Origin of the sequence: Pantoea sp. MQR6, assembly GCF_022761075.1 — a bacterium.
Lineage (GTDB): Bacteria > Pseudomonadota > Gammaproteobacteria > Enterobacterales > Enterobacteriaceae > Pantoea > Pantoea phytostimulans.
Genome location: NZ_JAKYXB010000004.1, coordinates 296,759 through 311,226 on the forward strand (window position 1 = coordinate 296,759; position 14,468 = coordinate 311,226).

12 protein-coding genes and 1 pseudogene are annotated in these 14,468 nt (G+C 51.2%); 8 read left to right on the forward strand and 5 right to left on the reverse strand.

The window, feature by feature from the left end; translation table 11 throughout:
- Nucleotides 1-48: 48 nt before the first annotated feature.
- Nucleotides 49-963 (forward strand): LysR family transcriptional regulator, encoded by a 915-nt coding sequence (locus MUG06_RS16570; protein WP_243079291.1) that lies wholly within the window; start codon nt 49-51, stop codon nt 961-963.
- Here the strand turns inward: MUG06_RS16570 and MUG06_RS16575 are convergent.
- Together MUG06_RS16575 and MUG06_RS16580 are read right to left on the reverse strand one after the other, a co-directional pair.
- On the reverse strand, nt 947-5,572 hold the full coding sequence (locus MUG06_RS16575) for an ATP-dependent helicase (protein WP_243079292.1): 4,626 nt from the start codon (nt 5,570-5,572) through the stop codon (nt 947-949). The two genes, MUG06_RS16570 and MUG06_RS16575, sit on opposite strands and share 17 nt — an antisense overlap.
- Nucleotides 5,573-5,779: 207 nt before the next feature.
- Entirely contained in the window at nt 5,780-6,679 is a 900-nt protein-coding gene (locus MUG06_RS16580) for a LysR substrate-binding domain-containing protein (RefSeq protein ID WP_243079293.1), read from the reverse strand.
- 100 nt (nt 6,680-6,779) lie between these two features.
- On the opposite strand from MUG06_RS16580, the gene MUG06_RS16585 reads away from it, so the two are divergent.
- From MUG06_RS16585 to MUG06_RS16595, 3 genes are read left to right on the forward strand one after another with little or no spacing between them, the layout of a single operon-like run.
- On the forward strand, nt 6,780-7,085 hold the full coding sequence (locus tag MUG06_RS16585; RefSeq protein WP_215848516.1) for a carboxymuconolactone decarboxylase family protein: 306 nt from the start codon (nt 6,780-6,782) through the stop codon (nt 7,083-7,085).
- Nucleotides 7,085-7,474, forward strand: coding sequence for a tautomerase family protein (locus tag MUG06_RS16590; RefSeq protein ID WP_215848515.1), 390 nt, complete (start codon nt 7,085-7,087; stop codon nt 7,472-7,474). Before MUG06_RS16585 ends, MUG06_RS16590 begins: the two co-directional genes overlap by 1 nt.
- On the forward strand, nt 7,471-7,986 hold the full coding sequence (locus tag MUG06_RS16595; protein ID WP_243079294.1) for a DUF4865 family protein: 516 nt from the start codon (nt 7,471-7,473) through the stop codon (nt 7,984-7,986). The genes MUG06_RS16590 and MUG06_RS16595 overlap by 4 nt, the downstream gene beginning before the upstream one ends.
- A gap of 69 nt (nt 7,987-8,055) precedes the next feature.
- Here the strand turns inward: MUG06_RS16595 and MUG06_RS16600 are convergent, their stop codons facing one another.
- The 3 genes from MUG06_RS16600 to MUG06_RS16610 form a co-directional block, all read right to left on the reverse strand.
- A complete protein-coding gene (locus MUG06_RS16600) occupies nt 8,056-8,382 on the reverse strand; it encodes a hypothetical protein (protein ID WP_243079295.1) in 327 nt (108 codons plus the stop codon).
- Between the two features lie 126 nt (nt 8,383-8,508).
- Entirely contained in the window at nt 8,509-9,399 is an 891-nt protein-coding gene (locus MUG06_RS16605; protein WP_243079296.1) for a dihydrodipicolinate synthase family protein, read from the reverse strand.
- Between the two features lie 13 nt (nt 9,400-9,412).
- Complete coding sequence (locus MUG06_RS16610) at nt 9,413-10,108, reverse strand: B3/4 domain-containing protein (RefSeq protein ID WP_243079297.1); 696 nt, start codon at nt 10,106-10,108, stop codon at nt 9,413-9,415.
- A 43-nt stretch (nt 10,109-10,151) separates the two neighbouring features.
- Here MUG06_RS16610 and MUG06_RS16615 point away from each other — a divergent pair, with 43 nt between their 5' ends.
- The 4 genes and pseudogenes from MUG06_RS16615 to MUG06_RS16630 all read left to right on the forward strand — a co-directional run.
- Nucleotides 10,152-10,754 (forward strand): helix-turn-helix transcriptional regulator, encoded by a 603-nt coding sequence (locus MUG06_RS16615; RefSeq protein ID WP_243079298.1) that lies wholly within the window; start codon nt 10,152-10,154, stop codon nt 10,752-10,754.
- 191 nt (nt 10,755-10,945) lie between these two features.
- Nucleotides 10,946-13,063 (forward strand): TonB-dependent siderophore receptor, encoded by a 2,118-nt coding sequence (locus MUG06_RS16620; RefSeq protein WP_243079299.1) that lies wholly within the window; start codon nt 10,946-10,948, stop codon nt 13,061-13,063.
- Between the two features lie 10 nt (nt 13,064-13,073).
- On the forward strand, nt 13,074-14,093 hold the full coding sequence (locus MUG06_RS16625; protein ID WP_243079300.1) for an ABC transporter substrate-binding protein: 1,020 nt from the start codon (nt 13,074-13,076) through the stop codon (nt 14,091-14,093).
- Nucleotides 14,094-14,127: 34 nt separating this feature from the next.
- Nucleotides 14,128-14,358, forward strand: a pseudogene (locus MUG06_RS16630) (aspartate/glutamate racemase family protein); the annotation flags it as partial.
- Nucleotides 14,359-14,468 lie beyond the last annotated feature (110 nt).

Genomic DNA, 14,468 nt, shown 5'->3' on the forward strand with positions numbered 1-14,468 from the left:
GTGCAACTATTCGGGTAAATCAAGACATACTGTACGGAGTTACGCACAATGCCACTCGATATTGCACTGCTTCACGCTGTAGTTGAAGTCGCTAAGGCTGGTGGTTTTCGGGAAGCAGCACGTGTTACGGGCAGTAATGCGTCAAGACTTAGCGATGCAGTAAGACGTGCCGAACAGCAACTTGGCATTCGTTTGTTTCACCGCACAACACGCACAGTGGTGTTAACGGAAGCGGGCAGGGCGTTGATGGTGCGTTTATTGCCAGCAATGAGTGAAGTCGACGCGGCGCTTGATGCGCTCAATGATTACCGTAATACACCGGGCGGCACGCTACGGCTCAATGTCCCGGTAAGCGCTTCGCGTTTAGTTTTACCGGCTCTTGTGCCGGAATTCCTGCAACGCTTCCCGGATATCCAGCTTGAAATCATCGCTGAAAGTAACGTTCAGGATGTTTTCCGTGATGGTTGTGATGCCGGTATTCGTTATGAAGAACGGCTGGAACAGGATGTGGTGATAGTACCGATTGGCGCACGTCGACAACGTTTTGCCGCCGCGGCTTCACCTGATTATCTGAATCGGCATGGGCGACCTCAGCATCCACGAGATTTAATACAGCATCGCTGCCTGCGCGGACGTTACGCCAGCGGTGTTATGCCAGACTGGGAATTTGAGCGTGATGGCGAAAGCCTTCGCGTTAAGGTCAGTGGCCCGCTGGTAGTCAGCGTGGGGGGTGCGGTGGATTTAGCGGTTGAAACAGCGATAGCAGGCGGTGGCATTCTCTATCTGTTTGAAGACTGGCTTAAGCCCGCATTGGAAAGCAATCAGCTGGAAGCCATTTTACAACCCTGGTGGTTGGAATTTTCAGGCCCTTATCTTTACTACAATGACCGTCGATTGATCCCGGCGCCACTGCAAGCTTTTATCAATTTTGTGCGCGAGAAAAACCTTAACCTTCCCAGCTGAACCCGTTTGGTACGCGGGAAAATCCTGCCGCACGCAATGCGGCTAATTGCGGGGAAAGGCCCGCGGGTTCGCCATCGACAGTTTCCAGCGTAAAACGAAGCTGTTTATCGCGTTTTAATGCGGTTCCTAGCGCACTGATCGCGAGCGAAAGAGGCTGACTCTCTGTTGCAAAAGTTAACAGATCTTTCCCACCTTGCGGCAGGTAAAGCTGCAGTTCGCCACCCGCAATAACCACAAATGCACCGTTGCGCCGGGTGGGGCGTGTTCCGCTAGCGTGCATTGGCCAATTAAGCGTTGCGCCAAAAGGATTCGCGGGATCCATTGCTGCCAGCGCGGCAGTAGCACGCTCGTTAGACGGCGTTTTCGCTAGCTCACGTAATCGCTCAATCGTGAGGTTGTCAGCAAATTGCGCGCCGCCTAAGCCCTCTACAAAGCGCCCCCGCAACAGTCGTCCGGCATCTTCAAACCCGCGTAAAACAGGCTGTAAGGCCGGGAATCCGCCGGGAATCTGTTCCGAAATCGCGCTACCACGTGTAATGACGCCATAGCGATCAAGCATATTTTCAACTAATGCCAGCGCCAGTGTCGTGGGTTGCAGCGTTTCTCTTTTTATCAATGACCAGCGCCCTGCGATTGTATTCGCGGGAGGGCTTCTTCGTTCTGGCGATTTCAGGCTGAAATTGTGCGTACGCCGACTACGTAATGCGCGCGCAGGACGTGAACGCGACACAGAAGGTGAGCTGATAAGCGCGCGTACGGGAATCCAGGTATCGGTAGTGATATAGCCCATCCATGCCAGTTCCCACAGCGCTGCGTAAATCTGCTCTGGACCGACATGTTCATTCGTTTCCATCCGCAACAATATTTCGCGGCCAAACCATGCTCCCCCTTCAGACAGCATATGAACAATACTTTGTTGTAGCGGCGCGAGTTCTGACTGCTGAACGGAAGCAGGCAGTGTTTCGGCAGCATACTCAGCCAGGTGCAGGGAAATCAGGCCATCGTTGTAACTCAGCGATTTATGACCACACCAAATGACTTCCCCGTTAGCGAGCAGCTCGTCGAGCATTGCAGGCTGATAATCGCGAACGCGTGCACGCAGGATTTGCGATTCCCATAATGAAGCGGGTAGCGCAACGCCCGCAAGTTGCTCAATCACACGCGCGACACCGTTAACCCCCTCGTAAGCACCGTGAGAAAAAGCAGCGTGATCGGCACCAAACTGGGCGGCTGCTTGATTGATCAGTCCATGACGTTCAAGCAGCATTGTGACCCAAGCTGAATGCGCGACCGGTTGCGTCGCTTCTCGGGCCGATCGCAACGATCGCAGACGCAGCCGTTTAAAAATCTCTTCTGCGACCCATTGCTGTGAGTCATCACGCTGCAGGCCAAAGTCACCTTTCCGTACTTTCGCCTGTTCAGACAAGCGCTCCAGTTCCTCGTCTACTACCGCAACACCCAAGCCAAAACGTTCTGCAATTTCGCGGGTGGTAAAGAGGGCGTGCGTTCGCGCATAGCGATTAATCAGATCGCGAAGTGGCTTTCGGAGCGGCTGGAGAAAAGCCACAGGAATGCCCGCAGGTAATGCCGTGCCGATTGCATCACGTAAGCGAGCGGCATCTTCTATCGCTGCCCAACGTGATCGATCAGCGATTATTACGTTGATAACACGCTGCGCCTCTTCGAGACTTTTAATGGAGGCAGCGGCTTCATCAATATCTTCAGAGGCGAAGCGCGCCTCAATTTCAGCCAGTGATAACGGCCCTAATTCGCGTAACAGATCGGCGATACCTTCTTTGCCGCTGACTTTATACGCCTTAGCGGTACGTTGTAGTTCCTGTTCAACGCGTTCAATAACCGAAGAGGCAAGCAGTTCGCGCATATCTGCCTTGCCTAATAATTCTCCGAGCAAGTTACTGTCAAGCGAGAGTAATGAAGCATGACGTTCAGCTAAAGGCGCATCGCCTGCATACATGAACTCTGCAACATAACCAAACAGCAGCGGTGCGGCAAAAGGTGAGGGCGTGTCAGTGGTTACATCGACAAACCTGATCTTCCCGCGCTGCACTTTTTCCATGAGCTGATGCAGTGCGGCAAGATCATAAACGTCTTGTAAGCATTCCCGCGCAGTCTCGATAAGAATGGGAAAGTCATCGTGTTCACGTGCCACCTGCAGCAATTGACCTGCGCGCAGCCGTTGCTGCCAGAGTGGAGAACGTTTACCAGGATTACGTCTGGGCAATAGCAACGCGCGGGAAGCACATTCGCGAAAACGTGCTGTAAACAGTGCCGAACTGCCGACGCTTGTTGTGACTATGCGCTGCAAGAGGTCAGGTTCAAATACGAACAGCTCGACGCCAGGTACACGACCTTCGCTGTCCGGGAAGCAGGCAATGATGCCGTCATCACTGGCAACCACAGAAGGATCAATGCCCATTTGACGCCGAATCCGTTCTGCAATCGCCAGTGCCCAAGGCGCATGTACGCGTTGTCCCCATGGCGAATGTAAAATAACGCGCCAGTCACCGCTTTCATCGCGGCAACGTTCAATAATTAATGTTTGATCAGTAGGCAATACGCCAGTGCTCTCGCGCTGTTCAGCGAGTAATGAAAGCGTATTGCGCACCGCATTTTCATTTAAACCTACAGCGCTGAGCGCCTTTTCAGCCTCCGCTGGGTGATGTAAAAGGGCGTTTTCCATCTGGCGTAAAAAAGTGCCAATCCTTTCCCCTAATACGGCGGAACGCCTCAAACCTTCCCCATGCCAGAACGGCAACCGTGCAGAGCGGCCCGGCGCGGGAACCACGATGACCTGATCGTGGGTGATCTGTTGAATACGCCACGACGTTGCCCCTAACGTGATGATGTCGTTAACCCGCGACTCGTAAACCATCTCTTCATCCAACTCACCCACGCGGCGTGATCCTGACTGCTCTTCGCCTTCGGGTAACACCACGCTGAACATACCGCGATCGGGAATGGTGCCGCCACTGGTGACCGCTAAGTGTTGCGCACCGGGTCGAGGAGATAATATGCCGCTTTCACGATCCCACACTAAGCGTGGGCGGAACTGCGCAAATTCGTCAGAAGGATATTTACCGGCCAACATATCAAGCGTGGCATCAAACACATTGCGTGGCAGAGTACGAAAAGGATCGGCTCTGCGCACCAAAGCAAACCACGCATCTATGTGAAGTGAATCCATTGCCACAGCTGCCAGCGTTTGTTGCGCCAGAATATCCAAAGGATTATTGGGCGGTTCGATAGGATCCAGCTGGCCTTCAAGCATCGCTTTTACGGTAACGGCGGCATCCACTACATCACGTCGGGTACGCGGAAAGATAATGCCAGAAGAGATTCCTCCAACCTGATGTCCGGCACGGCCAACGCGTTGTAGCGCACTAGCCACCGAGAAAGGCGCACCGACCTGAATCACTAAATCAACCGGTCCCATATCGATGCCAAGCTCAAGACTTGATGTTGCTACTACGCAGCGCAATTCTCCGGCCTTTAGCGCAGCTTCAATTTCGCTGCGCTGTTCTTTGGAAACTGAACCATGATGCGAACGGGCGATTAATGCCGTTGCGCCATCAGCACGCTTTTCTGTTCCACCCGCAAAGGAGTCGTAATGCTGAGGCGCTTGCAAAGGCGGCGGACTGTTAAGCTGAGAGGCATAGCGTTCATTCAGTCGTGCCGTTAACTTTTCAGCCAGACCGCGTGAATTAGCGAAAATCAGCGTCGACCGGTGAGACATTACCTGTTCTAAAATTTGTGTTTCGATGTGTGGCCAAATGGATCGTGACGTTGACGTGGTTTCTGAAGGTTGCTCGGATCTGCCAGCGATATCTGTCATATCTTCAACGGGTACGACAATTTTCATCTCTAAGGTGCGTTCGGAAGCAGGATTAACGATGAGTGTCTCTTGTGCGCCACCAAGAAAGTGGGCTACGCGATCCTCCGGCTTAACCGTTGCTGACAATCCGATGCGTTGTGCCGGTGAGGGCAGCAATTGATCGAGGCGTTCCAGACTCAGCGCTAGCTGAGAACCGCGTTTCGAACCGGCCACCGCGTGCACTTCATCAATGATGACTGTGGTTACGCCGCGCAACGTGTTTCTGGCTTGCGAAGTCAGCATTAAAAACAGCGATTCCGGTGTCGTGATCAAAATGTCGGGCGGGCGACGCAGCAACTTTGCGCGATCGCCCGCTGGCGTATCGCCGGAACGCATACCGACATTAAGCAAGGTTTCGGGATCACCTAAAGCGCGACGTTCCGCATAAACGCCCTCCAGCGGCAAGCTTAAATTACGTCGTACATCTGCCGCCAACGCTTTAACGGGAGAAATGTACAAAATGCGCGTCGTTGTTTCCCGCACGCGCTTATCTTGCCCGGCACGCTCTTGAAACAATAGATCAATCGCTTTCATGAACGCTGCAAGTGTCTTGCCAGAACCGGTGGGCGCAATCACCAGACAATGTTTACTGGTTGCGATCGCCTTCCATGCTGCCTGTTGTACGGGCGTGGGTGCGGTAAAAGCGGCGGCGAACCATCTTTGTGTGGCGGGTGTAAAAGCATGAAGCGCATCGCTGGAAATGACAGATTTTGGCATGACATACACACATTTAGCGGCTGGTGGCTTTGAACCCCGAGTGCTTAATGAAAGTATCGAGGTCGGGTTAAGACGTTTAATTGTATGCATAAATGAGAAAAATGGAGCGGGATCGCGGCTGCGGCTTAATTCTTACGTGGCTCCGATTTTATTGTGCGTCAACGTCGTTGCGCTTCGCCCGACCAGATTTGCATTCGGGCGAACGGATTACGCGAAAGTTCGTCCAACGTGGGTAAACCGTTGTGCGGCATCCACCATCAGCTGTTGAAGCAACGTGAGCGCTTCATCATGGCGGTTTTCTGCGCGTAAAACCGTTATGCCCAATGAACCCGGCGCAGGCAAAAGGTCAGTACCGATTGCTAAATTGGCCGGCAAACCGGCACGAGTACGCACTGTGATGCCTAAGCCCGCCTGCACAGCAGCCCAAATTCCACTCAGACTGTGGCTGGTAAAAACGATACGCCACGGAATACCCGCCCGATCAAGGCAGGAAGTGGCTCGCGAACGCATAACGCAGGGTGATTCAAATGCCACCAGCGGCAAAGGTTCGCCCCTTTTGAGCCACCCGGCAACATCTGCATCGGGATGGTGGATCCATTCGAGCGGACATTGCCCAATCAGCATGTTGTCATTTGTGAGTTCAGGCGGATGCCAAATAAGTGCCATATCCAGACTTTTAGCGGTGAACGCATTGATTAGCATTTGATTTCTGTCGATTCGCGCCGTGATTTTCACGCCTGAATGCTGGCGACTGAAATGGCCCAATACACCAGGCATCACCGATTCACCAAAATCCTCCTGCATGCCAATGCGAATTTCGCCCTGCAGCAATTCACCTTTGACCGCACGAAGCGCTTCATCATTGAGCGTTAAAAGGCGGCGTGCATAGCCCAACAGTATTTCCCCGCTGGCGGTTAATTCGAGATGGCGACCTTTCTTTATTGTTAATGCGGTTCCGCATTGTTGCTCTAGCTTCTTTAATTGCGCGCTGACTGCTGAAGTTGAACGGCACAAGCGTTGAGCGGCAAGCGCAAAACTTCCTGCGTCGATGCCCGCAACAAAACTGCGCAGCGCCTCGGTATCAAGGCTGGAGGGAACTTTTTCCACAATTGTCCTTATAAGCGGGATCGTATGTGCTGATTAATTTGATATTCAGGATTATAGCCTTTCTCCACACTGGTTCCATCAATCATAAGGAGAAGAAAGAATGGCAATCTCATTAACCCGCGAAACGCTGGCGCAGGCGGCACCGAAACTCGCTGAACTGACTCAACACATACTGTTTGAGGATATCTGGACGCGCCCTGAACTTTCACCCCGTGAGCGTAGCTTGATTACCCTGGCGGCGCTGACCGTGCAGGGCCGAGATAAGCAGCTGAGTTGGCATATCGACTTTGCACGTCAAAACGGGTTATCAGAAGAAGAGATAACCGAGGTGTTTACCCATCTGGCTTTTTACGCGGGCTGGCCCGCAGCGGTTTCTGCCTTAAACACTTTTATGGAGAAAAGCTAATGCCTTTTACCCGTATTACCGTGCGTGAAGGCATGAGTGAAGCCACTTTACAGCAGATATCAGACATTCTTCACCGCGCATTAACGCAGGAATTTTCGGTACCCGAGAAGGATCGATTTCAGGTGATTGAAGTGTTGGCGGCGCAACGGCGAATCTACGATGCGCATTATCTCAGCGGAACGCGAAATGATGATTTTATTCTTTTTCACATCGTCGCGGGTAAACCGCGCACCCGCGAACAAAAGCAGCGTTTTTATGCATTACTCAGCGAGCAGCTGAAAGTCAGCCTTAAGATTCATCCTGACAACGTGATGGTGATTATCCAGTTTAATCGCGCCGAAGAGTGGAGTTTCAGCGGTGGCAAAATGTATTGCCCGGAGGCGTTATGATCATCATGCACTATTGCTTCAGCTTACCCGCTGATTATGACATGACAATCATTGAGCAACGTATTGCGCTAAATGGCGCTCGGCTAATGGGCTTTCGTGGGCTTATTTTCAAAGCCTATTTGTTTGCGCGAAAACAAGACGCTGAGTTAGCCGTCTCTGAAAATCGTTACGCACCGCTTTACCTCTGGCAAGATGCCGAATCGATGCATCGCTTTATACAAAGTCCCGGATTTGCTGCGTTGGCCCGCGATTTTGGTTGGCCAAAGATTGAGACCTGGACAGCGCTGGAGGCACCGAAAGATCTCGCACTCATCAGCGCTTCGTCATTCGTCGCGATAAGCAAACAGGCCGTGCTTCCTCACAGCGATCTTTCGGTCATTAAACCGGCGGGAACAGTTTCAGGCTGGGATGTGAGCCGCTGGCAATTACTGAACGTTGATTTTTCATCCACTGCACCGTTAGCGGGGGAGGACAACTTTCGCATCGGTTATGTGGCGGGTGAAAATATTTAAACACCACTGTCGCTGCGATAACCGATCCGATACAGCGTCTAGGGGTATGGCCCGTTTCTCAGGGGCAAATTACTCATTGAGCAGGCGCTGGCAGGTGATGTTGTCCTGTGCCGCGCGGGCTTGGTCTTGCGGAGATAAGGTCTGCCAGATTTTCACCACTTTTTTGCCTAAATCAGCATTGAAATGGATTTTTTGCAGTGCGTAATCTGAATTACTGCCTTCAATCACGCCAGACATATCGCTGAGGAACACTGTTTCATCCTCATGATTAATCGCGCAAAAAACAGAGACGTAATAGGCTTTATCTTCTGCGCTGTAATGCGGCATGAACCACCAGCCGATAAGCGCAATAACCAGCAAAGCGGGAACGATAATTTTTAATTTTGAGACGACCATGTATAACTGCACTCTCTAACGCGCATCCACTTGGAAAGGAGCAGGATGCTTCAAAAAGAGGGCATATCCTGCCACAAGCAACTCTGTTGGATAAGCCTTTTTTCGTTACGTTAGGGCGTCATTTAATTAAGACAACTGCACACTTTCAATCACATTGCTGATTTCCTTGCAGACATCGCCATGCAGTGTTTTGAGTGGTAAAGGTAAGCAGCCGTTTTCGGCAAGACCCAACATAGCCGCAGCGGAAGCCACAACGCGTAAACTGCCGTATTGGCGAAACAGCGCCCAAAGTGGCGCAAGTTTCGCACTTTGCTGCGCGGCTTCATCACCCTTACCTGTTATCGCCAAATGGGCAATTTTCATCGCAACGCGTGGAAAAAGCCCGCCAATAACCGAATACCAGATCTGGCACCCTGCGCTGAGGCTTGGGGCGGCAAAAACATCACCGCTGATGCCGAGAGAAACATGCGTGGGTAACGCGTTTTTTAAATTCGTAATGCGATTGAGGTAATTTTCACTTTCGGGATAACCGCCCAATAATTTAATGGAAGCCACATTGGGAAGCCGTGCAAGATTGAGCAGGAGAGAGGGGCTGAAATCAAAATGGGTGGTGCCGGGACTTTCATAAATACACAACGGCACTGAAATCTCTCCTGCAACCGTTTCGTACAGGGAAAAGACTTCATCCAGCGTGAGTTTTTGGTAAGAAACAGGCGCTAAAAGCAGCGCAGAAGCCCCCATTTTTTGCGCATTTTCTGCAGCGATTAAAACGTCGCGCGTGCGCAACGCGCCAATGCTGGTCATTACCGGTATCCCGTTAGCCTCCTCAACGGCAAGCCTGAGCAAATGTGCTCGCTCTTTCAGCGTAAGATAGGCATAACTTCCCGTCGATCCTTGCACGCAAATAGAATCAACTTTTGCATCGACTAAACGCGTAATTATTTTAAGGTAAGCATGCTCATCAATCTTTGATTCATTGAGAGGCGTGAGAGGAAACGCGCTCATACCGGTAAACATAGGTTGCTCCTGATTAGACGATATCGAATCCAATCAACTGTTTATTGATCTGCACACCGGGCATCATCTGTTCCAGTCCATGGATCAATTCATCGCCTGCGCGATGCAGGGCTTCAAGCGGCATGGCAGGCAAACTTTCTAAAATAAACCACATCTGCTGCGCATGTGCATCAAGCCGGGTTCTCACACCCTGACGCCAGTTCCAACGGCGACACGTTACACCTTTATCATCACACCAGATAACTTCACCCGCTTCAGGAGATTCAAATATGATCTCTCCTTCCTTTACGGTATCAAAACGTTCTGTTCCATCAGCTACCTTTAAGCGCGGTTGGCTCGTATAAGCAGTGAAATTTTCGCCGCCGACCGGTAGCGCGTATTTAATGCTGATCGCGTTGTAGAGATCCACAACCGGATCGAGAGCTGGCAGATTCCCATCGCGTGATACGCGTTTACGTAGCGCTTCGGCAGAGCAAGGTGTGCGCTTGGGTTTTGCACCAAACCGTTTAAACGCGTCTGCCCAGGCGGAAAGGTGGGCGTCTGCCCAAGGGAAATCATCGTTATTGGCTGCAAGACAAGCCTGCCGCAGCGCTTTTTCCGCCACCTCGGGATGGATGAGTGGGGCCGCTTGCAGCACCACACTAAGCGCCCTAAAACCGGGTGCGATCTCAGAAATAGCCGGGTCGATTGACGGGGAAACGCTAAACATTGGATAATCTCTCAGTGACTAATTTATCTCATAGTAGTGACCAATGACCAAAAAAGTCAATATAACGACCGATGCGGGTTCGGATATGAACAGCGTTAATCAGGCTGTCTCCCTCAGCATCAAGAACTTTCGTAAAGGCCAAAAACTCTCGCTGGATGAGCTGTCGCGCCGTGCAGGCGTCAGCAAAGGTATGTTAGTTGAAATAGAAAAAGGCGCGGCAAATCCCAGTATCGCGATTCTCTGCAAAGTTGCGGCTGCCTTGGGTTTATCAGTGGCAGATCTGGTCAATGTAACGCATGCGCCCAATGCCTATTTAATTGAGAAAGAAGATATTCCAACATTGTGGTCTGGTGAAAAAGGTGGCTCCGCGCAGTTGCTGGCAGGCACAAGCGGGCCCGATATGATTGAGTTGTGGCGCTGGGAAATGTTCCCCGGCGAACGGTTTAGTTCAGCCGGTCATCCACCTGGCACGCTCGAATTGCTGCACGTTAAAGCGGGCATTTTACAGCTTGATTTAGGTGATGATGTGCTGAACATTCAGCATGGATGTTCTGCTGTTGCAAAAACAGACCAACCCCACGCCTATTCAAGTGCGAACCAGCAGCCGGTAACATTTTTTATGACAGTGGCTGAACTGCATAAGTAACGTCATCTCTCCTGCTATTCCGCATTTGAATGTATAGCGCGCTCACTAAGGCGCATTATTCGTTATGTATTTTTAAATATAGCGGTGCATGAAACCCTTTTAGCGTTATATAATAAATTTAATAACGAAATTAGTTACTTACCGTAATTACTTGATCGCTCTTTTTTTATCACCATTTGCATAAATACATAATGAAACCGCTAACTTTTTATACTTTGAGCACGCTCAGCCTGACAATATTCACCGCTCTGCATCATGCGCACGCCGAACAATCCGCTCCCGATGAGACGCTTGTTGTGAGCGCCGCCGCAGACAACACGCATTCCCCGATCAATAAAAAGGCGACATTAGGCAATCTTGGTCAACAAGAGGTACGTAATACGCCTTGGTCGGTTCAAACCGTGGCACCTGCATTAATGAAGCAACAACAGCTCAAAAGTGTCAGCGATCTCTATCGCTATATGCCATCCGTTCAGGGTGACGGCGCACGACCGCAAACTCGGGGTATGCAGGGAAGTGTGGTGCAAAATAGTATGATCGATGGGCTGAATGTGGTTTCCACCACTGATTACGCCGCAGAGCAATTTGATCATCTTGAAGTGTTGAATGGGTTGGCCGGATCGCTTTATGGCCCGTCAAATCCTGCGGGATTATTTAATTTTGTTGCGAAACGCGGCACACATTTACCGCAACATTCGGTCACTGTTGGCGCAGGAACCGGCACCAGTCGGCTGCTTTCAGGGGATTTTAGCGGACCGTTGGATGATAACGATCGTCTGCGGTATCGTCTTAATATGCTGGATGATGAAGGCAACGGCTATGTAAGCGGAAGCAAAAAGCGGCGTCAGCTTTTTAGCCTGGCTGTTGACGCTAATCTTTCCGATCAAACCGTCTTAGAAACTAACTTCAGCTATTACCATTTTTATGACAAAGGCTTACCGGGAAAATTTGCTTTGGGTAACGGACTTTCGTTTCCTGCTGCGCCGGATCCAAAGCGCGCCGGTCTTGGGCAATACTATGCTGGCGATAATAATCATACGCTGACTGCCAGCGCACATCTGAAGCATGATTTTGATGGTAACTGGCAGGGCGAAATTGGCGTATTACGTCAAATCGCCGATCGCGAATCTACTGGGGTAACAAACACCTTTACCGATAACGCAGGTCATTACACCACCACAACCTCGTCGGCGACCGCCAGTCGTTTCACCATTAATAGCTATATGGCTAACCTTAATGGCGAAGTTGATACCGGCTGGCTGCACCATCAAATCTCAACAGGATTACGGGGATTCGTCTGGAAAAATATGAATCCCCTGAATGGCGCAACGCAGACGTTGGGAAGTGCTTCACTGGCTAATCCTGCCACCTTTGGCGAACCAGATTATCCCGACTTTACTCAGCGCTATCACTCTGCGACGGCAACGCAGCATGCTTTTTTGCTCAGTGATAACCTCGCTTTTAATCCTCAATGGAGTCTGTTGCTGGCGGGAAGTGAAAGCCTGTTGAGTTCTGCTAACTACGCTAAAACGGGTGCTCGCACCAGCGAGTCATCTGATAACGGATTCAGCGGTTCCGCCAGTGTGATGTTTAAACCTGTCGATCCGCTCACCTTGTATGTTTCTTATGCAGATAGCCTGCAGCAGGGCGATACCGCACCAAGTGGTGCCAACAATGCCGGTAACATTCTTGCGCCTTATCGCAGCAAGCAAATCGAAGCAGGCAGCAAATTGGCGCTGGGTGACGTGCTGTTAACGGCGGCGGTATTCCAAATCAAACGGCCTTTTGCTTATACCGGGCAAGACGGCAATTACGCTCAGGCGGGTGAACAGCGCAACCGCGGCATTGAGCTCATGGCCGATGGCGATGTGACGCAGAATGTTCATCTTTATGGCGGCATGACCTGGCTGGATCCTCGTTTGCTCAGTACTGCCAGCGAGGCGACGCAAAACAAGCAGATTGTCGGGCTGCCAAGGTATGCCGCAAGCGTGTTTGCAGCGTGGGATCTGCCGGTGCTTGTGGGTTCAGATATTCATGGCGGCATTCACTACGTAGGGCGACGCGCTACAGATAACGCGAATGAGAGTTGGGTGGGCAGTTACACCACGCTCGATGCAGGTGCGGCCTACCACACTCAACTCTTTAATACGGCCACCACTTTCCGTTTTGACATCACCAACCTGACCAATCGGCATTACTGGACCAATATTGTCCCAGGCGGTTTAAACGGTTATAGCGGAGCAGGTTACGCAAGTGCCCAGCTTGGAGAACCGCGCATGATGCAGGTTTCAATGCAGTTGGATTTTTGACAGGAAAATTATGTTTCACAAGACGTTGTTAACACTTGGCCTCACGCTATCAATGACGTTAGTAAGCACTAACGTTTTGAGTAAAACATTGAGCGATGATGCTGGAAATAAAGTTGAAGTAATGAAACCGGCCCAACGGATCGCCGATGCCTGGTATGCGCATCATTCACTGTTGATGACATTAGGTGCAGGCGATCGCATTGTCGCGACCGTGAATCATCCCAACGATCGTCCCTGGATGTTTACTGTTCAACCTTCGCTCAACCAGGCTCTTCAGGTGCATGGCAAAGATTTCTCTAGCGAAGCGCTGGTAGCCCGTCAAGTTGATGCGATTTTTGTTCCTGCTAATGATCCGCAGGCGGAGGGGTATCGGCAGGCTGGCATTGCCACGCTGATGATGAATTTCGATGATTTTGCGAGCATGAAGCGTTCTTTACTGACCACTGCTGAAGTGGTGGGCACTCAGCAAGCTATGCAGCGTGCGCAAGATTACAATCGTTATCTGGACCAGCAAATTGCGTTCATTAGTAAAAAGACGGCGGGGCTTAATGCTCATCAACGCCCGCGCGTGCTGCATATCCAATCCTTACATCCGTTAAAAGTGGATGGCCGTGATACGTTGATCGACACCTGGATAACACTCGCGGGTGGACAAAATGTCGCAGAGCAGATTAAAGGAAACATGAAAGAGGTGTCGCCAGAGGAGGTCATTCACTGGGATCCTGATGTGATCATCATTGGTCAGGGCGCAGGAAATTGGGCGAAGTCCGACTACGCATCGCTGTTTGCGAGTTTAAAAGCCGTGAAACAGCATCAGGTCTTGCAAAATCCAGCCGGTGTTTTTCCGTGGGATCGTTATGGCACCGAAGCGGCGCTGCAAATTCAGTGGGCAGCGAAGATACTGCATCCTGAGCTCTTTTCTGGCCTCAATCTTGTTCAAGCCACACAAACTTTCTATCAGCGATTCTATGATTACCCGCTGGATGAAAAAGGCGCCAAAAGGATCCTTGCTGCGCTGCCGCCAGAATAAGAACCGGCGCGGATTTCATTGTGCTAGTGCCGCTGACCGCACTTTGCTGCATGAGGTAATTTATCAGGAACTGTTCCTGGGCGTGATTGAACTTGGATCGCGCAGCCGACATCGCCAGATCATGCAACAGCTGGTGGAGCAGGGCGCATAAGCGATCATCCTGGTATGTACTGAAATCACCTTGTTGGTGGATGCAACCGACGCCAGCGTGCCGCTTTTTGATACCACGCGTGTTCATGCGCAGGATGCGGTGATTCAGGCTTTGATCTCAGCGGCCAAAAGCCACCCTATCCGGGCGGGCATTTCATTGCTTACTCATCCGTTTGTAACCGCTTCAGCTCTTGATGAGCCGGTGCAGCGCGAGCAACTGTTTTG